At 27.6% G+C, this 20,729-nt stretch carries 20 protein-coding genes; 14 read left to right on the plus strand and 6 right to left on the minus strand.

From position 1 onward, the window contains the following. Positions 1–21: 21 nt before the first annotated feature. Positions 22–873 carry a CheR family methyltransferase gene (locus HNR35_RS04050; protein WP_183224088.1) on the minus strand — a complete coding sequence of 284 codons (852 nt, stop codon included), beginning with the start codon at positions 871–873 and terminating at the stop codon, positions 22–24. A 192-nt stretch (positions 874–1,065) separates the two neighbouring features. Here HNR35_RS04050 and HNR35_RS04055 point away from each other — a divergent pair, with 192 nt between their 5' ends. The 6 genes from HNR35_RS04055 (at position 1,066) to HNR35_RS04080 (ending at position 9,158) form a co-directional block, all read left to right on the plus strand. Then, the gene (locus tag HNR35_RS04055) at positions 1,066–2,568 is read left to right on the plus strand and encodes a peptidylprolyl isomerase (protein WP_183224090.1); all 1,503 of its coding nucleotides are present in this window, start codon (positions 1,066–1,068) and stop codon (positions 2,566–2,568) included. A 12-nt stretch (positions 2,569–2,580) separates the two neighbouring features. Further along, positions 2,581–4,104: a pallilysin-related adhesin gene (locus HNR35_RS04060; protein ID WP_183224092.1), complete on the plus strand. Its 1,524-nt coding sequence runs from the start codon at positions 2,581–2,583 to the stop codon at positions 4,102–4,104. A gap of 8 nt (positions 4,105–4,112) precedes the next feature. Next, positions 4,113–4,850 carry a 1-acylglycerol-3-phosphate O-acyltransferase gene (locus tag HNR35_RS04065; RefSeq protein ID WP_183224094.1) on the plus strand — a complete coding sequence of 246 codons (738 nt, stop codon included), beginning with the start codon at positions 4,113–4,115 and terminating at the stop codon, positions 4,848–4,850. A gap of 20 nt (positions 4,851–4,870) precedes the next feature. After that, the gene (locus HNR35_RS04070) at positions 4,871–6,670 is read left to right on the plus strand and encodes a DNA topoisomerase IV subunit B (protein WP_006434099.1); all 1,800 of its coding nucleotides are present in this window, start codon (positions 4,871–4,873) and stop codon (positions 6,668–6,670) included. After that, positions 6,670–8,550, plus strand: a complete 1,881-nt coding sequence (locus HNR35_RS04075; RefSeq protein ID WP_183224096.1) for a DNA topoisomerase IV subunit A — start codon at positions 6,670–6,672, stop codon at positions 8,548–8,550. Before HNR35_RS04070 ends, HNR35_RS04075 begins: the two co-directional genes overlap by 1 nt. A gap of 71 nt (positions 8,551–8,621) precedes the next feature. Then, complete coding sequence (locus HNR35_RS04080) at positions 8,622–9,158, plus strand: P13 family porin (RefSeq protein ID WP_006434118.1); 537 nt, start codon at positions 8,622–8,624, stop codon at positions 9,156–9,158. Between the two features lie 80 nt (positions 9,159–9,238). On the opposite strand, the gene smpB is transcribed toward HNR35_RS04080, so the two are convergent. Then, positions 9,239–9,691 carry an SsrA-binding protein SmpB gene (gene smpB / locus HNR35_RS04085; protein WP_006434033.1) on the minus strand — a complete coding sequence of 151 codons (453 nt, stop codon included), beginning with the start codon at positions 9,689–9,691 and terminating at the stop codon, positions 9,239–9,241. A 2-nt stretch (positions 9,692–9,693) separates the two neighbouring features. Next, on the minus strand, positions 9,694–11,157 hold the full coding sequence (locus HNR35_RS04090) for an SUMF1/EgtB/PvdO family nonheme iron enzyme (protein ID WP_183224099.1): 1,464 nt from the start codon (positions 11,155–11,157) through the stop codon (positions 9,694–9,696). 70 nt (positions 11,158–11,227) lie between these two features. On the opposite strand from HNR35_RS04090, the gene lepB (HNR35_RS04095) reads away from it, so the two are divergent. From lepB (HNR35_RS04095) to HNR35_RS04105, 3 genes are read left to right on the plus strand one after another with little or no spacing between them, the layout of a single operon-like run. After that, positions 11,228–12,208 carry a signal peptidase I gene (gene lepB / locus HNR35_RS04095; protein ID WP_183224101.1) on the plus strand — a complete coding sequence of 327 codons (981 nt, stop codon included), beginning with the start codon at positions 11,228–11,230 and terminating at the stop codon, positions 12,206–12,208. Between the two features lies 1 nt (position 12,209). Further along, the gene (gene lepB / locus HNR35_RS04100) at positions 12,210–12,845 is read left to right on the plus strand and encodes a signal peptidase I (protein WP_006434051.1); all 636 of its coding nucleotides are present in this window, start codon (positions 12,210–12,212) and stop codon (positions 12,843–12,845) included. Continuing rightward, entirely contained in the window at positions 12,835–13,266 is a 432-nt protein-coding gene (locus HNR35_RS04105) for a DUF188 domain-containing protein (RefSeq protein WP_183224103.1), read from the plus strand. The genes lepB (HNR35_RS04100) and HNR35_RS04105 overlap by 11 nt, the downstream gene beginning before the upstream one ends. On the opposite strand, the gene bamB is transcribed toward HNR35_RS04105, so the two are convergent. Together bamB and HNR35_RS04115 are read right to left on the minus strand one after the other, a co-directional pair. Next, positions 13,252–14,301, minus strand: coding sequence for an outer membrane protein assembly factor BamB (gene bamB, locus HNR35_RS04110; RefSeq protein WP_183224105.1), 1,050 nt, complete (start codon positions 14,299–14,301; stop codon positions 13,252–13,254). The two genes, HNR35_RS04105 and bamB, sit on opposite strands and share 15 nt — an antisense overlap. Positions 14,302–14,308: 7 nt before the next feature. Continuing rightward, a complete protein-coding gene (locus HNR35_RS04115) occupies positions 14,309–14,947 on the minus strand; it encodes a BB0027 family outer member beta-barrel protein (RefSeq protein WP_006434116.1) in 639 nt (212 codons plus the stop codon). A 147-nt stretch (positions 14,948–15,094) separates the two neighbouring features. Between HNR35_RS04115 and HNR35_RS04120 the strand changes: the two genes are divergently transcribed. Both HNR35_RS04120 and HNR35_RS04125 read left to right on the plus strand, forming a co-directional pair. After that, positions 15,095–16,000: a bifunctional 5,10-methylenetetrahydrofolate dehydrogenase/5,10-methenyltetrahydrofolate cyclohydrolase gene (locus HNR35_RS04120; protein ID WP_006434141.1), complete on the plus strand. Its 906-nt coding sequence runs from the start codon at positions 15,095–15,097 to the stop codon at positions 15,998–16,000. Next, the gene (locus tag HNR35_RS04125; protein ID WP_183224107.1) at positions 16,001–16,732 is read left to right on the plus strand and encodes a YebC/PmpR family DNA-binding transcriptional regulator; all 732 of its coding nucleotides are present in this window, start codon (positions 16,001–16,003) and stop codon (positions 16,730–16,732) included. It begins immediately after the preceding gene. A 14-nt stretch (positions 16,733–16,746) separates the two neighbouring features. On the opposite strand, the gene HNR35_RS04130 is transcribed toward HNR35_RS04125, so the two are convergent. Next, on the minus strand, positions 16,747–17,886 hold the full coding sequence (locus HNR35_RS04130; RefSeq protein WP_006434067.1) for a PQQ-dependent sugar dehydrogenase: 1,140 nt from the start codon (positions 17,884–17,886) through the stop codon (positions 16,747–16,749). 70 nt (positions 17,887–17,956) lie between these two features. On the opposite strand from HNR35_RS04130, the gene ruvA reads away from it, so the two are divergent. From ruvA to queA, 3 genes are all read left to right on the plus strand, one after another. Then, positions 17,957–18,547, plus strand: coding sequence for a Holliday junction branch migration protein RuvA (ruvA, locus tag HNR35_RS04135; protein ID WP_183224109.1), 591 nt, complete (start codon positions 17,957–17,959; stop codon positions 18,545–18,547). A gap of 71 nt (positions 18,548–18,618) precedes the next feature. Continuing rightward, positions 18,619–19,662, plus strand: coding sequence for a Holliday junction branch migration DNA helicase RuvB (ruvB, locus tag HNR35_RS04140; RefSeq protein WP_006434119.1), 1,044 nt, complete (start codon positions 18,619–18,621; stop codon positions 19,660–19,662). Then, the gene (gene queA, locus HNR35_RS04145) at positions 19,637–20,677 is read left to right on the plus strand and encodes a tRNA preQ1(34) S-adenosylmethionine ribosyltransferase-isomerase QueA (RefSeq protein WP_183224111.1); all 1,041 of its coding nucleotides are present in this window, start codon (positions 19,637–19,639) and stop codon (positions 20,675–20,677) included. Before ruvB ends, queA begins: the two co-directional genes overlap by 26 nt. The last annotated feature ends 52 nt before the right edge of the window (positions 20,678–20,729 follow it).

Genomic DNA, 20,729 nt, shown 5'->3' on the forward strand with positions numbered 1-20,729 from the left:
AAGAATTAATAATCATGATTATTAATTCTTCTTATAAGTGGCAGGCATTATGTATTCAAGATTTTTGTTTCCCCGAATTGTTTCTGAATGTCCAATTAAAAGATAAGAATCATTTTTCAGGTAGTAATTGAATTTATTGGCAAGGTTGTTTCTAGTTTTTTCGTCAAAATAGATCATAACGTTTCTGCAAAATATCAGATCAAATTTTTTGTTAAATGGAAATTTCTCATCCATTAAATTTAATTTTTTAAAGTAAACCATTTTTTTTAAAATTTCTTTAACTTGAAATTTATCATATTGAAGTTGATTTAAATATTTATTTTTTAAATATTTGGGTAAATTTATTATACGATCTTCAGGATAAATCCCCTCATAAGCTTCGTGTAGAACGCTAATTGAAATGTCTGTTGCTAAGATTTTAACTTTAAAATTTACTTTATTATTTTCCATGTATTCTCTTAATATCATTGCAATTGTATAAGGCTCTTCACCACTTGAGCATCCGGCTGACCATATTCTAATTTCTGAGTTTTCCGATTTTAATATTTTTTCAGCAAGCTTGGGTAATATTTTGTTATTTAAGAAATCAAAATGTTTAGATTCCCTGAAAAAATAGGTATGATTTGTTGATATTTTGTCTACTAATTCAATTAATTGAAGATTCCCAGTGCTTTTTTCTAAAAAGTCAATGTATTCAGTAAAATTTTTAAAACCTTTAACCTTAAGAAGAGATGATAATCTACTTTCAATTAGCATCTTTTTTTTCTCGCTGAGATTGATTCCAAAATTATTGTAAACTATTTTTATTAATCTTAAAAGTTCGTCTTTAGTTATATTTATATTAAGGTTAAATTTGTTTTGATTCATATTCACATATCCTTGAGTTCGTTCTCCTTTTTGATTCAGCGAGATTTGTTTTCATGTCAGAAATGTAAAAATTTCTTTTTTAGTTCTATAATACTTAAACGTACATCTTAAGTTAGAGATTTCAATTGCAATAATTTTTCAATTGTGATAATTTAGTAGTTAAATTATTAGTATACTTACTTATTTAAAGGTTGTTTTATGCGAAAAAGAAGTAGAAAAGTCAAGAATGATTTAGTTGTGCCTGAGTCTAAAGAAAAAAAAGTTGGTATGTGGGGTATTTTTGCTCTTATTTTAATTGTTTTCGGATTTATTATTGCACCTTTACTTCCAGGGATGTTTGATAATGCTCATTCATCTGGTTTAAAATTTGGTTCTTATAAAGGTCAACCTATTTACTATGAAAAAGATAATAAGTTTGCCAAGTATGTTAATTATTATTCAAATCTTTATTCTAGATTACAAGGAAATGCTAAAAATATTAATATAGATTATAACGCCTGGTATTTAGCATTTATGAAATATGTTGAGGATATTGCTTTTTTAGACTTGATAAAAAAATACAATTTTTATATTTCTAAGGAAATGTTGGATAAAAATTTACTCAGATCACCTGAATATTTAGATCCTAATGGAAATTTTAGTTCTAAAAGATATAATAAAGTTTCTGATTATCGAAAAGTTAAAATTTATGATGATATTGTAGAAAGCATACTGTTTTCTAATGTAAAAACTTTTTTAAATAATAATTTAATATTTCCCGATTCTCTTTTTAATATGATTAAAGATATGAGTACCGTAGAAAGGCATATTTCATATCTTTCTCTTTCTTATCATGACTTTTCTAATAAAGAGGCAATGTCTTATGCCGAGAAAAATTTAAATTTATTTAAACGTTTATCTCTTGCGTCTATTCGGTTTAAAAATATGAGCGATGCTCGGAATGCTTATGATAAGCTATTAAACAAAACCCCATTTGAAGAGCTTGCTAAGCTTTATTCAGATGATATGGCTAATTTCAAAGGTGTTGTTTCTCTGGATAAATATTATTTTGACTTAGATCTTAATGTTGAAAATAAAGAAGATTTAAATTCTATTTTTTCTTTAAAAGAAGGTGAATTTAGCAAGCCTATTAAGACTAAAAATAAAAATGAATATCAAATATATAAGGCATTTAGTAATATTTATGATTTTGATAAAAATTCAGATCGAGATATTAGTGCTGTTAAAAATTATATTGAAACTTATGAACCAAGTATTATTGAGGGCTTTTTGGAAAATAAGTTAAATGATTTTCTCAGTGATGTTAAATTTAGCAGTTTAAGTCAAGCTCTTGAAAAACATCGGTTTAGTTTAAAAGAAGAAATTGTTAATTTATCTTACAATGTTAATATTTATCCTAATACTTTAAAAGAGTTGGTTGAATTTAATAATAGCAAGTCTTTTTATAATATTGTTTTCGGATTAAAAGAAAATTCTTGGTCTAAGCCTTTTTTAGCGAATAAAAAAGTTTATTTATTTTTCCTTAAATCAGCTAAAAAAAGGTCTAACCAGCTTAAAGAAGAGATTAAAAATGAAACACTTCTTGACAATTTTAATATTGCAAATAGTGGTTTGATTACAGATTTTTTGTTGAATAAAAAAGATTTTGTTAATAATTTTAATGAGTCGTTTTTTGCTTTGCAAAACTTTAGTCAAAATTAAGAAATAAATGCCATGATAAAAGTTTTGATTGCTAGTGTAATTAATTTTAATAGGGAATTAATTTGGTTTTATAATTATTTTTATAGATTTTTATTTATATTCTTTTTTTTTATATTATTTGCTTGTTCTAAGGTAAACAAAGATTTTATTGTTTTTAACAAAGATGTAAAATCTGTTTCCAAGATTGAGAATATAAGTTCTAATGTTTTAGAAATAAACAAAATGGAAGATTTTTTTGGAGATATTATAGATTTAAAGGGCTATAAAATTCTTGCAGTACAGCAAGAAAATTTGAACTTAGATGTTTATTTTGAACAGGTAGTTTTAGCTCAAGATTTTTCAAATCTTAATGCATATTTGTTTATTATTGGTTTTGATCCCAAAATTAAAGTTGGAACGATTCTTTTTAAAACCCAAATAGATATTGATCCAAAAAATTCTTATAACATGTATCTTGAGGATATTACGGGTGATTACGATTTTAACATAGTTGTTCAAGGATTTTTAAAAGATAAATCTGTTTTATATGTTTTTCAAAAATCTGTTTTAAATGATGTATCTTCTTATAAACCCATATTTTTTGATAAAGTTAATGGCACTGTTCTTATCAATAAGTATGCAAGATCTTCAGCATATGAAGAAAATAGATCAAGAGAAAGTTATCCTATTTCTTTAGAAAAATATGAAAAAGTGGGAGAAGATTTGATAATCAGTAAGATTGAAAAGTATGAATATTCTCATGTTCAAGGCAAATATTATCTTTCTTCTGTTAGTGAAAAAGTTGGCAAGATTGATAATAATATTTATAAAACTTTAAAGAATTTAAGCAAAGATGAAGTTTATAGATTTTTACATGGAGTTTGGTATGATGCTCATGATTATAATAAAAAACAAGATAAAGATATTAATGAGACTTTATTTTTATCTTTTGAAAGGCAATCAAGCGAGATTAATCTTTTTATAAAAAATTCTCAAGAAGTTGCAAAAATTAAATATATTTCAAAACCGGCTTACAACACTCTTAATATTAGTGCTAAGTCTCTTTTTTCAGATTTAATAGTTTACAACTTTTGGATAAAAATTGTAGACAAAGAAAACATTGAAGTCAAAATTGACACTAGTACAAATTCTTATGATAATAGTGGATTTTCGGGGGCATTTAAGAGATTTGATGAAGATGTTTTAAATGTTGAAAAAAATGGTAATAATATGTATTTTATTCCTATTGGGAATTATGTGTATAAGGACAAAATTTATGATTTTTCTTACCCACATTTAACTTATATTGATGAAAACAAAATTTATTATGGCATTTTTAATATTTTCCCTTTAAAAAATAATTTTGTTCTCGAATATGAAATTGATATGGGTAGTCACAAGCTTGTTGAATCTTTTTTTCTTGAACATAGCGAAAGAGTTGTTCAAAAGCAAAAATTTTCTACAATTATTCTTAATCCTATTAAAATTTTAAAAGATGATGTAAGCTTAGTTAAAGGGCAAAAATTAAAACTTGAGCGAATAGAAAAAATAGGATAATAGTTTTTATGAAAATATTGAGAAGTATTATAGCTTATTTGAGTATTTTATTGTTCTTTTTAATTTTTATTTTTTTTTTATTTCCTTTTTACTTGGTTTGTAAAATTTTTTTGCTTGAGAGTTATGTTGTTAGGTTAAGTTTTGTTATGATGCGGGTTTGTATTAAGGTTGGTTTATGGCTTGCGGGAATTAAAATTATTGTTACAGGTTCTGAGAATATTCCTAAAAAAAGCAATATAATAATAATGGGAAATCATATTGCGGCTATGGATCCTCTAATTTTTATTTATACTTTTGTTAATCCATTTGTAATATTGGCAAAACATTCTTTACTTAGGGTTCCTTTTGTGAATCTTATTCTAATTGTTATGGGCACTATTTTTGTTAATAGAAGGAGCATAAGATCTGCTGCTGCAGCTGAGGCTAAGGCAATAAAGGTTATGAGAGAGGGTAGAACTATTGGAATTTTCCCTGAAGGGACTAGAAATAGGGGGGGGGATACTAAGGTTTTTAAAAAAGGTGCAATTAAGATGGCATTAAAGACAGGAACACCTATTCTTCCTGTTACTCTTTATAATACTAATAACTTTTTCATTAAAAACATTATTTTTAATTCTGGGCTATCTGTTTATGTCCATGTACATCCTTTGATAGATATTTTAAAATTAAGTGAATATGAAAAAGAGAATCTTGCTAGTATTATTAGAGATCAAATAGTTAAAAAGCTTGAAACTATTAAAATTTAATTTATAAAGCAAGGATTTAGATGAAGACTCAAAATTATGATGAAAGTAAAATAATTACTCTATCTTCTCTTGAACACATTAGATTAAGATCTGGTATGTATATTGGCCGCTTAGGGGATGGTTCTAATATTGATGATGGTATTTATATTTTAATTAAAGAGATAATAGACAATTCAATTGATGAGTTTATTATGGGTTACGGAAATGAAATTTTTATAAAAAAACAAAATAATCTAATTACTATTAGAGATTATGGAAGAGGAATTCCTCTTGGTAAAGTTGTTGAGAGTGTTTCAGTTATTAATACTGGAGCCAAGTATAATGATGATGTTTTTCAATTTTCTGTAGGTCTTAATGGGGTTGGAACTAAGGCGGTTAATGCCTTAAGTTCGAAATTTTTAGTAAGATCAATAAGAAATGGCAAATCTTTTGAAGCTTTATTTTCTAAAGGAAATTTGCTGGAATCTAGAGAAATAGAATCTTCTGATAAAGATGGTACTTATGTTGAGTTTTTAGCAGATTCAGAGATATTCGGAAAATATTCTTACAGCGAAGATTTTCTAAAGAGAAGATTTTTCCATTATGCTTGTTTGAATAAAGGGCTTATAATAAACTATAATGATCAAATTTTTGAATCCAAAAATGGTCTTTTAGATTTTTTGAATTCAGAAATTAAAAGTGATGATTTGCTTTATGATATTGTTTACTATTCTAGCAAAACCTTAGAATTTGCTTTTTCTCATACAAATAATTATGGTGAGACTTATTTTTCATTTGTTAATGGGCAATATACCAACGATGGAGGCACTCATCAGACTGGTTTTAGAGAAGGCTTTGTAAGGGCTATTAACGATTTTCTTAAAAAAACATATTCGTCGACAGATATTAGGGAAGGCCTTGTTGCAACTCTTTCTGTTAAAATTAAAGACCCAATATTTGAAAGTCAAACTAAGAATAAGCTTGGAAATATTGAAACTAGAGGAAATGTTGCAAAGGAAGTGCAAAAGATAATTTCTGAAATTTTGTATAAAGATAAAATACTTGCAAAATTAATTGAGAAAAAAGTAGTTGACAATGAGCGACTTAGAAAAGAGTTAAGTAGTGTAAGAAAAGAAGCAAGAGAGAGAGCAAAAAAAATATCTTTTAAGATTCCTAAACTTAAGGATTGCAAATTTCATTTTAATAGTAGCAGTAATCAGTCAGAACAAACTATGATTTTCTTAACAGAAGGGGACTCTGCAACCGGTTCAATGGTGTCTTGTAGAGATGTTTATACTCAGGCTATATTTTCTCTTAGAGGAAAACCTCAAAATATGTTTGAAAAAAATAAATCTGAAATATATAAAAATGAAGAGCTTTATAATATGATGGTGGCTCTCGGCATTGAGGAATCAATTGAAAATTTAAGGTACAATAAGGTTGTAATAGCAACTGATGCAGATTTTGATGGATTTCATATTAGAAATTTGTTGTTAACTTTTTTCTTGACTTTTTTTGAAGATTTAATTTTAAATGGTCATATGTATATTTTAGAAACCCCTCTTTTTAGGGTTAGGAATAAAAAAAACACAATCTATTGTTATTCTGAGGAAGAAAAGCAAAAAGCTGTTCTTCAGCTTAAGGGTGGATGTGAAGTAACAAGATTTAAAGGTCTTGGTGAAATTTCTCCAAATGAATTTAAAGGTTTTATTGATATTAATAGCATTAAGCTTACAAAAGTGGATCTTTTTAATATTAAAGAAATAAAAGATAAGTTGGGGTTTTATATGGGGCAAAATACTCCTGAAAGGCGGAATTTTATTATGGAGAATTTGATTTAATGGATATTAGAACTGTACTTAAAGATAATTTTTTGCAATATTCGTCTTATGTTATTAAAGATCGTGCTATTGCTAGTGTTGTTGATGGATTTAAACCGGTCCAAAGAAGAATTATACATTCGCTTTTTGAAATGCATGATGGTAATTTTCATAAAGTCGCAAATGTTGTTGGTAATACAATGAAATACCATCCTCATGGTGATACGTCAATTTATGAGGCTCTTGTTAACATTGCCAACAAGGATCTATTTATTGAAAAGCAGGGCAATTTTGGCAATTTGTTTACAGGTGATCCTGCTTCTGCTTCTAGATATATTGAGTGTAGGTTAACTCCTTTAGCTTTTGATGTTCTTTACAGCAAGGAGATAACAGTTTATGAATCTTCTTATGATGGAAGAAATAATGAGCCTTTGCTTTATCCTGCAAAAATTCCTGTTATTTTAATTCAGGGAAGTGAGGGAATTGCTGTTGGAATGGCAGCCAAAATATTGCCTCACAATTTTAATGAGATTTTAAATGCAGTAAGAAGCGAGCTTCTTGGAGAGACTTACGATATTTATCCGGATTTCCCAACAGGAGGAATAGTTGATGTTAATGAATATGCTGATGGTAATGGTAAAGTTTTAGTTAGGGCTAAAATTGAAACTATAGATGAAAAAACAATTGTAATAAGGGAATTACCTTTTGGGGAGACTACTGAGAGCTTGATATCTTCAATTGAAAAAGCAATTAGAAAAAATTATATTAAAGTTTCAAGCATTAATGATTTTACTGCTGAAAATGTGGCCATAGAGCTGTCTTTGCCGCGGGGCGTTTATGCGAGTGAAGTGATTGAAAAGCTGTATCATTATACAAATTGTCAAGTATCAATTTCTGTTAATTTATTGTTGCTTAGTGAGAGGTATCCAGTTGTTTATACTATTAAAGATCTTATTAAGTTTCATGCAGCTCATCTTCAAAAAGTTTTAAAAATGGAGCTTGAATTGCAAAAAAGCAAGATTCTTGAAAAAATATTTTATAAGACACTTGAGCAAATTTTTATTGAAAAAAAAATTTATAAACTTCTTGAAACAATTTCTAAAGAAGAAAATATTGTAAGTATAATATTGTCAGAGATTTTAAGATGCAAAGAATCTTTTTCAAGGGAAGTTTTGAAAGAAGATGTTGAAAATTTGCTTAAGATTCCAATTAGGAAAATAAGTCTTTTTGATATTGATAAGAATTCCAAGGATATTAAAATTTTAAATAAAGAATTAAGGACTATAAATAGTAATATTTCCTCAATAAAAGGATATTCAATAAATTTTATTGATTTATTACTTGCAAAGTATTCTAAAGATCATCAAAGAAAGACCGAAATTTCTTTAATCAAATCAAAAAATGTAAAAGAAATAGCTACAAAGAATATGAAAGTTTATTTAAACTTAGCAGAAGGTTTTGTAGGGACTAGTCTTTTTGATGGTGAATTTATTGGAAGTGCTAGTTATTATGATAAAGTATTGGTTTTCAGAAAAAATAATTATGTTTTAAAAAATATTGAAGACAAGGCATTTATAGATAAAAAGAATATATGTGCTTTAGTTTATGATATAAATAATTCAAAAGAACAAATATTTTCAATAATTTATCTTAACAAACTTGACAATTTTTATTATGTTAAAAGATTTAAAATAGATAAATTTATTACAGATAAAGTTTATGAATTTTTAGGAGAAAATGATGAATTTGTTGATTTTTCATTGAGTCCTAAATTTGTAGAATTTTCGACAAATAAAGACATTATTAAAAGAATTGAAATTACTAATTTTATAGTCAAATCAAGAAGCTCTATTGGTAAGCGAATTTCAGGTAACAATTTGAAAAAAGTTAAATTTAAATAGTTTTAAAAACCTTTTTTAAATTTAATTAATATGCTACCATATTACCAGTTTTAATAAAGAGGTTTGTTTTTATGAATAAATTTTTAATTGTTGTTTTGCTAGCCTTTTGTGTTTTCTCTAGCTTTGCTCAAGCGGGTGATTCTAAAAGCGCTTTTAATTTGGGCGCAGGAGAAAAACTTTTAATTTATGAAACTAGTAAGAAAGACCCTATTGTGCCATTTTTATTGAACCTTTTTTTAGGGTTTGGAATAGGTTCTTTTGTTCAAGGTGATATTTTAGGAGGTTTTCTTATTCTTGGATTTGATGCGGTTGGTATAGGGTTAATACTTTCGGGAGCTTATTTAGATATTAAAGATCTTAATAGTAATGCTAAAAAAGCTGCTTTTAAGTGGACTTGGGGTAAGGGAATGATGTTAGCAGGTGCGGTTACTATGGCTGTGACAAGATTGACAGAAATTATTCTTCCGTTTACATTTGCTAATAGTTATAACAAGAAACTGAAAAATAGCCTTAATGTAGCTTTGGGAGGGTTTGAACCTAGTTTTGATATTAACATGGGTCAAGCTAGTGCTCTTGGGTTTGAACTGTCTTTTAAAAAAAGTTATTAGTTTTATTTATTATGAAAATGAGTGATTGCAATTTTATATTGTGATTGCTCATTGTAATTAAAAATTAGAGCTTTTATTTATTATTTGTATTTTATTTCTCTACTAAGGTCTTTTTTTATGCTTTTTTGTTTTAGTATTTCTCTTTTATCATACAATTTTTTTCCTTTACATATTCCAACTTCTACTTTAATTATTGATTTTTTTAAATAAAAACTAATAGGAATTAAAGTATATCCCTCTTTTTCTTTAAATTTTTTTAGTCTTTGCAGTTCCTTTTTTTTAATTAGAAGTTTTCTAGGTCTTAATTCATCATGATTAAAGATATTTCCTTCTTTATATTTTGATATGTGTAAGTTTTCAAGCCACAATTCTTCTTTTTTTATGCTTGCAAAGCTATTATTAAATGATAATTTTTTTGCCTTTATTGATTTCACTTCGGTGCCTTTCAGTACTATTCCGCAACTTATTTTCTCTTCAATAAAGTAATTAAATTTTGCCTTTTTGTTTTCAAGAAGCAAAGTGTTTGTGTTCAAATCTATTCCTTTGATACAATCAATCTAAAACCAATGTTTGGAGAGCTCCAATTTTTCAAGAAAGAAGCTTTAGTTGATGGATTTAGTAAATTATTATTTTGATAAGAGTATGTCCTAATTTCTGTTATTAATGAATGAAAATTTGAATTTTCGTTATAAAAATTTTTTTCATTTTTAAATATTGCGATATCATTAAAAGACGAATTTTGCATTAGATTCCAAAATCCAACTTTTTTTGATATTTCATTAATATTTAATGGGTTTTTGTTTGGTTCTTTTTGGTACAATTCCCATTCTTGTGATATAGGAAGTCTTGCTTTGAATCCGTTGGGAAGTTTTTTAGAGTACCAATTGGCATATTCTATTGCTGAGAAATAAGATATTCCCGTGATAGCCTCATTTAAGCCTATTTGGTTAAAATTTTTAAGATAATTTTCATCTACAAGCTGTTCTTTTATTAAATTTTCTTTGTTATTTAATGTCCATTTTGGATTTTCTTTTAAAAAGTCTTGATACTCATATTTTGTAACATTTTGTTCTTGAATAAGAAATTCTTTTATACTATAGGTAGATTTTAATGAAATATTTTTTAAATCTAATTCATAGTTTTGAATTTTTTCGATTTTATTTGAATTTATTTTTTTAAATCCAGGTAACGTTATATTAATTTTTTCATTTTTAGAAATTAATTGAATGTTTTCATTGTCTAGAGTTTTGGTTAATGTTTTAACCCATGGCTCATTTTTTGTTATCATTTTTAGATCTTTATCTAAATTTTCTAAAAACCAAAAGATAGCTCTATTTTCTAAGTCAAAATTTGTTTTTAGAGAGTTCCATATTTCTTCTTGATTGGTATTGTGTGGGTCTATTGAATACATGACTTTGTATGAATTTAGAAAATCCTTAAACATTTCGATTGAATTTAAGTAAGGTATGGAATTTTTTAGAAATTTTTTAATGTATTTAGGATGTTCTTTAAGTTCATTAGATATTAATGAAAATACAGGAATTAATTTTATATTTTCATTAGTATTTTTTATTTTCACCATTATAGAGAGCTCTTTTTGTCTTTGTTTGATGATCTTTTCAGGATCAACCAGTTCTAAATTTATTTGTAAATTGTAGCTTCCAAAGAATTTGTTGTTAATTTTTATGTTTTGCTCGTAGGTTTTAAATCCCATTCTTTTTGCTTTAATAATTCCTTCGGTGGTATTTATGTATTTATTAAGTGGAGTTCTACCTATATATTTTTCATTTAAGTAGATATAAGTGTTTGCAATATTAGAATTTATTTTTAAATATGCTCCTGGATTTTTAAACTTGGGTATGATTATTAAAATTGACACTAAACTTAAAAGCAATATTATTGTTATAAAAAATACGTAAATTTTGGGTGCTATTCCTAGAATTGGCTTTAATTTAACTTCAAAAAGCTCAATATTTGAATTCTCATCAATTTCCTTCATCTTTTTAAGTATAGAAAAGTATTTAAATAAGTGTCAATATTTTGTATGATTTAATTCTTGAGGTTAGGTTATGCATTTAAGAAGATTGGATAAATTTGCATCTTTTTTGGTATATTCTATTGAGAGGTACTTGACATATCGAAAAAGAAAGAAGTATTTTTGCAAATTAAGAGCGAAGAAGCGAGGATTTTTGCGCAACTTTTTATTTGATTTTGTAGCTGCAGCAATTTTTGTACTGGTAATAAATCAATATTTCATTCAAGCTTATAAAATACCATCAGGTTCAATGGAAAATACTCTTCAAATAGGGGATTTTTTATTTGTGGATAAATTTTCTTACGGTCCTGAACTTTTGCCAGGATTATTTAAGATTACTGGTTTTAAAACCCCAGAAGAATCCGATATTATTATTTTTGAAAATCCAGAGTATAAATCAAAGGGTGTTTTTTTTGATATCTTTCAAAGAATACTTTACATGTTAACGCTATCTTTTGTTGATCTTGATAGAGATGAATATGGCAATCCTAATGTTAGATTTCTAGTGAAAAGAGGCGTATTTGCAGACGGTAAAATTGTTAAATTTAACAGCGGTAAAGCTTATATTAAAAGAGAAGGCGAAGAAAATTTTATTTTAGAAGATTTTTATTGGGATTTAGTTGGTCAAAATTTTAATATTAAAAAAATTGTGGCAAATGAGGATTATGGAATTTATAGTGATTTTGCTATGTTTGTTGCTTTAAGTCAGTTAAATATAAATTTAAACAGTACTCCCGATTTCTCATTTTTTGATGTTAGAGTGATTGATAGGTTTGAGTTTGAAAGATTGGAATATAAGTATTTATCCGCTTTTATGCCTTATGTTGATTATTATATGGAAAAAGCTATAATAAGGGATTGCGGAATTTATGTTCCTTATGGGTATATTTTGCCAATTGGAGACAATAGAGATAATTCCCATGATGGTAGATTTTTTGGAGTAATTAATAAGAATAAAGTGCTTGGAAGAACCCTGATAATATACCTTCCATTTTCTAGAGTAGGATTTATTTAAAGTGGCTCCATATTTAACTTTCGAACAAAGGCTTTTAAGGAAAAAGCGAAGAAAAATTTTTTTAAAATATGCTTTAACATTTTTAATGTTAAATTTTTTTTTCACAAAGTTTATTTTGCAAATTTTTATGATTAAAGGTAATGATATGTTACCAACAATAACAAAGAATGCTAGTTTATTTTTTGTTGCAACACATATAACATCTTTTTTTATTCCTTTAAAAATGAATGATATTGTTCTTTATGAAGATTTTAGGTTAAGTGATAATTTTTTATTAACTTTAATAAAAGATTTCTTTTTTTTAAATAAAATTTTCAAAAGAGCAAGCTACAAAGTATCAAGAATAGCAGCTGTTCACGGCGATTCTGTGTATGTTAGGGGTTTGAATGTTTTGGTAAATAAAAAGGATACGGATTTTTTTTATTTGAATGGTAATTTGGTTAGTTATTACAAGTTGAATAATTTTTTTAATACGGATGAAGTGGTTAAGTGTTTTATTTTGAAAAAAAATGAAATTTTTTTATTAAATGACAATTTAAGTGTTTTGAATGATTCTAGAATATTTGGCCCTATTAATAAAAGTGCTATTGTTTCTTTTTTGGCCTTTAAAGTAGTGGATTATAAGATTGTTAAATAAAATTTTTGTTGATGCTGATTCTTGTAATTTCAAAATAATAAAATTTTTACAAAAATTTATATTGTACAATAAATCAGAACTTATTATAGTTTCTAATAAGTTTTTGAGGTTAGAAAAGACAGAAAATGTTGCTTTAGAGGTGGTAGACAATGTTGATGCATTTATTTTAAATTTAGTAGACAAGTATAGCCTTGTGGTTACTCGAGATATTTTTTTTGCCAAACTTCTTTTAGATCTTGAGGTTAAGGTTATGAATGATGAGGGTCAAATTTTTAATATAAATAATATAAATTATTTACATTTTAGATCTAAGATTAATTTCAATTTAAAAATTAAGATTAAAAAATATTATGATGAAGATTTTAACAAATCTAGATATGAGAAATTTATAACGAATTTTTATTCTTTATTCTTTAGTTAATTTTTTGTTTTCCAATTTCCATAGGCCTTTACCTTGAGTTAATATGTAAATTGTGTTGTTTGATACAGGAATAATATCGTTAAGACCCGTTTTGCTTAGCTGGGAACCGTTATAAGCTCCAGGCTCTACAGATTTTGAGGGTGCTTGTAAAGCAAAAATCCCTTCTTTATTTTTTGTGAACTCTGCAAACCCATTATTACTTCCTATTAATATTGCATCATTAAATTCCCTTGCAAAGTAACTACTAAATTCACCCACTTCGTCTTGAGTAAATATTGGTGTTGCGTAATTATTTGCACTTGAATAGACTTTAAACTTTGTGTCTAAATTATTATAACCGCCACTCATTACTAAAATTTCAGAAAAACCCCTAATATTTGTTTTAATGATAGGCATTATTTCTTTGGTTTGCTGGTGATCTATGTTTGTATATGTATTGTTATTTGTTTGCCATATTTTAAGAGAATTTCCTGTAATTAAGTTGTCTTCATTTGATATTTGATAAAATTTGTCATTTTTATTAGCTTGTGATGGAGTTTTGTCAGCTCCGTGTAGGTCTAAAATTCTCTCTTGATTATTTTTGTCTATAGCTAAAATATATGCTTCTTTTATGCCATCCTTTCCTACAGATTTTAAGAATTTATATGCGTTTAGCGGTTTTTTAAATTTTGATGTCCAATCTTTTCCATTTAGTTCGTAAACTTCTAGTTCTGAGTTTTTGTTTTGTGCTAAAAGATAGGTTTTGCCAGATACATTTACAATGTCATTTATAAACTCATAAGAATTACTCAAGTCAATTTTTTCAATTTTTCCCTTTTCTTTTTTAAATAAATGCATGGCTGCAATATAGAGAGTTTCTCCTACTAGAGAAATTCCGGTTGGACTTGAGCTTCCTAAAATATTATATTCATGATTTATTTTTTGAAGATTACCTAGTTGGGAAAATATGGATTCGCTTGAGCATGCTAATAGTAAAAATATTAATAGGTTTAAAATTAATCTTTTTTTAAAATAGTTTTCATATTTTTTTTTCATTTTTATCCTACAATTTATTTACATTTACTGTAACTGATAATGATACATTTGCAAAATGTGCCATTTTAGCAGAATTTCCAAATTCAAACATCATCCACCAAGATGTTGTTACTCCAAAAGACCATTTATAGTTAAAATTCCATAAAATTCCAGATCCAAAAGAGATTGTAGGGAGTGCATCAAAAGTTCTTAAATTTGTAATATTATTATTTCTATCTCCATATGTATTAAGAGAAAATCCTACATTTGTGAAAACTGGAATTTGAAATAATTCGCCTATATCAAATATATAGTTTATTGAAAATGTAATAGGTACGCTATAAAAAATTTTGCCCACACTTGAATCTGGATTTAATATATTAAAAGAATGGTTAATATCAAAATTAAACATATATCTTAGTTCAAGTCCAATTGCTAAATTGTTTAAAATATGATACTGGTATTTTATTGCCCCAATGCCTCCTGGGTATAAATTAGTAGGATAAGCTTTTGATAAGTCATTGTAAAAAATGGGTATTCCAACACTTAAATCTATTCCTAAGGTAGAGTTTGTATGCCTATCAATATTAGCTACGGCTTCGATTTTTTTTATATTTACGCCAATTAGCAGGATTGCAATTAGTGTTATAAAAAGATACTTTTTCATTATTCTCCATTCTTTTAAAATTATTACCCCTGTTTATTATAGTTGAAAATAAATTTAATTACAATTTGAAATTTAGTAGCTTAGCTTTTTTTATATTGACAATCTAAGTATAATATTAATAACCCTATTAGGTTTAAGAGGTATATTTTGAATACTGTATTTAATGGGAAAGATTTTGCAAGTAAGTATTATTTAATGCTTAAGGAATTCTTAAAAGACCACAATTTGAAAAATAAAATTGCATTAAAAGTTGTTTTGGCAAATGATGAGCCTGCAAGCAATCTTTATGTTTCAATTAAGAATCGAGTTGCAAAAGAGATAGGCTTGAATGTTGAAGTAATTAAATTGTCTGCTAATTCTGTTCAAAGCGATGTTTTAAAAGTAATTGATAGAGAAAATAAAAATTTAAGTACAGATGGAATTATTGTTCAATTACCTCTTTTGAAGGGTATGGATTTAAATTCTGTTTTAAATGGTATAGTTTCTTCAAAAGATGTTGACGGCTTATCTTTTGTTAATTTAGGTAAAATGATTTTGGGAGATAAAAAAGGATTTATTCCTTGTACAGCTCTTGCTGTATTAAAGATTTTGCGAGACGAAGGAATAAAAACATCTGGAAAAACGGTTGTTGTAGTCGGCAGAAGCCCTCTTGTAGGAAGGCCTATTTCAATATTACTCTCTTCAAAGCCTTATGATGCAACTGTTATTACATGTCACAGTAAAAGCATTTATTTGGATGTTTATTTAAGACAGGCAGATATTGTTATTTCTGCTGTTGGTAAGCCCAAGTTAATAGACAAAAGTATGTTATGTGGAAAACCTTACGTTATTGATATTGGTATTTCTGAAATTAAGACCAATAATGGGAAAGTTCTCTCAGGCGATACAGATTTTGAGAATATTAAAGATTGTGTTAAATTTATTACTCCTGTTAAGGGGGGAATAGGTCCTGTTACGGTTCTTATGTTAATGTTTAACACAATTAAAGCTCATTTGATTAATAATAATATGTTTAATATTTTAGATCGGTTGGAAAAATTGTTGGAGGTGTAAATGTCTGGTCACAGCAAATGGTCAACAATAAAGAGGAAAAAAGGCGCTCTTGATGCAAAGCGTAATAAACTTTTTACAAAGTTAATAAGAGAAATAACTATTGCAGCTAAAATGGGGGGAGGAGATATTGAGTCTAATTCAAGACTAAGGGTTGCTGTTAATAAGGCTAAGATTGCTAATATGCCAAAAGATAATATTGAGAAGGCAATAAAAAAAGGCATTGGTGGTAATGAGGGGGTTGAATATTTTGAAATCACCTATGAGGCTTATGCTCCTTATGGAGTGGCTTTAATGATTAAATGCTTGACTGATAATAAAAATAGAACCTCTAGTGATGTAAAAAGTGTTCTTGCAAAAGCTGGGGGATCTCTTGGTACCCCCGGTTCAGTCTCATACATGTTTTACAGAAAGGGTCTTATTGTTTACAATTTAGAAAAATATCTTGAGGATGAAATAATGGAATTTGCATTAGAATTTGGTGCTGAGGATATTTTAGTTTCAAGCAACGAAGCAGAAGTTATAACAAATCCTGATGATTTTGATAAAGTCTTATCTTTTTTAAGAACTAAATTTAAAGAAGAAGTGGCAGAGATAGCTTTAATTCCTGAAAATAAAATTTCTTTAAACAAAGAGCAAGCAGAAAAAATAATGCTTCTTATTGAAAAGCTTGAGGACTTTGATGATGTTCAGGAAGTAATTCATAATTTGGAGATTCCAGAAGAATTAAGCTAATTTTTTAGCTTAATTTAAATCTTTTCGTAGTAAACTCTGTAGATTTTATTTCCAAAATCATCTGAAAAAAGAATTGAACCGTCATAATACGTGATTATATCAACAGGGCGTCCAAATTTGGAGTTATTGGGCTTTAAAAATCCATGTAAAAAGCTCTTGTAATTTTTTGCTGTTCTAGTTTTTGGGTCAATGTCTAGTGTGCTTATTTTGTATCCAACAGGAGAGGATCTGTTCCATGAACCATGTTCTGCTATGAATAATTTATTTATATATTCTTTTGGAAAGTTATTTCCTTTGTAAAAGTGTATTCCAAGTGGAGCTACGTGTGCAGGAAGTTCATAAATAGATGGACTAAATTTAGTGTTTTTAGGGGCTTTGTTATAAAAATTGTGATTTTTTTGGTTTTTCCCAAATACATAGGGGAATCCAAAATGCTCTTTATATGTAATTATTAGGTTTATCTCATCTGGAGGAATGTTGTCTCCCAATCCGTCTTGGCCATTGTCGCTAAAATACATTTCGTTGCTAGTTGGATGAAAATCAAATCCAACTGAGTTTCTTACTCCAAAAGCTATTATTTCTTCTTTTTTTGTTTTTAAATCTATGCTGAGAATTATTGCTTCTTTTTTTGGGGGAATTTTAGCATTATGTTGAGATCCTATGTTTACTATTAATTTGTTATTTTTAGGATCCACTTTGATATAGCGTCCAGAGTGGATTTTAGAATTATGTTTTGGTAAAAGTGAAAAAACTTGCATTTCCCATGTATAGTCTTTATTTGTTGTTATGCTTTTATTAATTTCTTCTTTTACATTTTTAACTACATATATTTTATCGACAGAAGATATATACAATTTATTGTCCCAATAAGCAATGCCAATAGGGTTTTTTAGGGTTTTTGCTATGGTATAAATTTTTTTGTTTTTTGTTACAAAGTATGCAAAAGTACTCCCAGATCCTATGAATATGTTTCCATCTTGATCGCTTGTAATTCCTCTTGGTTTTTCAATTGTATTATTTAAAAAAATTTCGACTTTAAATCCATTTGGAACTTTTAGTGCACTTACTGTTTCTTCTGCTGCCAGAGTTGTAGATGAGATTAAAAAAATAGTTGTAATTAATTGAAAATAGCTATTTAGAAATTGATTTTTCATTTAGTATCCTTTTCTTATTTTAAGATTTTTGCTTTAAATTGGGTGTTTCTGTGTAATATAATTTAATTATATGATAAATAAGATTTATGGTAAAGTTATAGAAAAAAAAGAATCTAGTTTGGTTTTAATGACCGCTGTTTTTGAATTTGAGCTTTTAGTTAGTGCATTTTGCCTTGATAATTTTAAGTTGTCAGACAAAGTTGAACTATTTACCTATCTTTATACAAGAGAAAATGAATTAAAACTTTTTGGATTTTTAAATTCAGACGAAAGAGAGACTTTTAAAAGACTTATTGGAGTAAGTGGAATAGGGCCAAGGGCTGCTTTGAGAGTGCTTTCTAGTATAAGGTATAATGAGTTTAAAGATGCTATTGATAGAGAAGACATTGAGCTTGTTGCTAAAATCAAAGGTATTGGCAAAAAAATGGCTGGCAAGATGTTTTTACATCTTCAAGGTAAACTTTTGATTAATAATGAGCTTGAATCTAGCCTTTTTGGATTTAAAGAATTAGAAGAATCGATTGTTAGTATGGGATTTGACAGAAGAATTGTGAGTAGTAAGCTTAAGGAGGCTTTCAATCTAGTTGAATTTTCAAATTTAAAAGACTCTGAAAAGGAGCAGTTTTTATTTAAGGAGGTTTTAAAAAGAATGTCAAATTAATTTTAGTTTTTGTTAGTTTTTGGTAGTTATAAAAGTTATAAAATAGTCTTTAGTCTTTAAGGGGTATTTTTATGAAAGACGAAAATAGTATAAGCTTTTTAAGTTCTAATGAAAATTATTTATATGATAAGAGTGAAAATGAGCTTAGGCCTAAAGTCTTTGAAGATTTCAAAGGTCAGGCTAATGTTAAAGAAACCCTTAGTATTTTTATAAGAGCTTCTAAAGAGAGAGATGAAGCTTTAGATCATGTTTTTTTAAGTGGTCCACCAGGTCTTGGAAAGACTACTCTTGCAAGTATTATTGCCTTTGAGATGAATGCTTCGATTAAGATTACATCAGCTCCGGCTTTTGACAAGCCTAAAGATATTATTGGAATTTTAACAGGTCTTGATGAGAAGAGTGTTTTGTTTATTGATGAAATACATAGACTTAGACCAATAATAGAAGAAATGCTTTGTATTGCTATGGAGGATTATGAGCTAGATTGGGTAATCGGGCAAGGAGCTAATGCAAGAACAGTTCGAATGCCACTTCCAAAATTCACATTGATTGGAGCTACTACTAAACCAGGAAAAGTAACATCTCCACTTTATGCGAGATTTGGAATTACTGCAAGATTTGAACTTTACAGCGAAATAGAGCTTGTTGAGATAATAAAGAGAAATTCTATTATTTTAAATATTGAAATAGAAGAGGATGCTGCTTTTCTTCTTGCAAGAAGTTCAAGAGGAACTCCTCGTATAGCAAATAGATTGCTAAGACGAATAAGGGATATTGCTCAGGTAACTGGGAGTTTGGTTGTTACTAGCGATATTGTTGCAATTGGGCTTGAAATGCTTAGAATTGATGGGGAAGGTCTAGATGAGCAAGATAGAAATATTTTAAGAAGTTTAATATTGAAGTTTAATGGAGGCCCTGTAGGTGTTGATACTTTAGCTATTTCTGTGGGGGAAACAGCGGATTCTCTTGAAGACTTTTATGAACCTTATTTAATTATGAAAGGATTTATTAGCAGAACCCACAGGGGGCGTAAAGCCACTGAGTTCGCGTATCTCCACTTAAACTTAGAGATGAAAGAGGACAATCTTAATGAAAACCAAGGAGTTTCATTTTAATTTACCCTATTCTTTAATAGCTCAATATCCAAGTGAAAAAAGAGGATCTTCAAGGTTAATGGTCTTAGATCCTAAATTGCAAGAAATTTACCATGAAAATTCTGTAAACAATATTTTAAAATATATAGATAGTGATACTTTTATTGTTTTTAACAATTCAAAAGTTAGAAAATCAAGAATATATGCAGAATCAGAGCTAGGTAGTGATGTTGAATTTTTAATTTTGGATAAAATTGACACCGATTTATTTACTGCATTAATTTCTAAGTCTAAAAAGCAAATTGTTGGCAGTGTTTACAAATTTCCTGAAGGATTAATAGGTAAAATTTTGTCAAAAAATGGTAGTGAGATTGTTTTAAAATTTGATAATGATGTTGGGGAAGATTATTTTGAAAAACATGGTTTTGTTCCTATACCTCCTTACATTAAAAGAGATTATGATAAAATAGATGAAGATCGATATCAAACCATTTATTCTAAATATGTTGGGTCTGCAGCTTCTGCAACTGCGGGGTTGCATTTTAGCAGGGATTTATTTACTTTTTTTGAAAAGAACAATATTGAATATGATTTTATTACTCTTCATGTGGGTCTTGGCACTTTTCTTCCTGTAAGATCAAAAAAGGTTGAAGAACATAATATGCATTTTGAAACTTTTTTAATAAAAGATTGTGTGGCTGATAGATTGGAGAAGGCTAAATTTCTTGGTAAAAAAATTTTATCAATTGGTACTACAACGCTTAGGGCCTTAGAATCATCTTATGACGATGAACTTAAGAAGTTTAAAACAGGTCAGCAAAGTACAAATCTTTTTATTTATCCCGGTAAAAACTATTGTTTCAAATTTGTAGACATGCTTTTTACAAATTTTCACACACCACAGTCTACTCTTTTGATGTTGGTCTCTGCATTTGCAGGTAAAGATTTTGTGTTTAGCTCTTATGAAGAAGCTATAAAGAAAGGGTATAAATTTTTTTCTTATGGTGATGCTATGTTAGTTTTAAATCATATATAGATATTAGTTGTGAATTATTTTAATATTTAAGTTGTGATAGAGGTTTAATTTA

The sequence above is a fragment of the Borreliella spielmanii genome, from assembly GCF_014201705.1.
Classification (GTDB): domain Bacteria; phylum Spirochaetota; class Spirochaetia; order Borreliales; family Borreliaceae; genus Borreliella; species Borreliella spielmanii.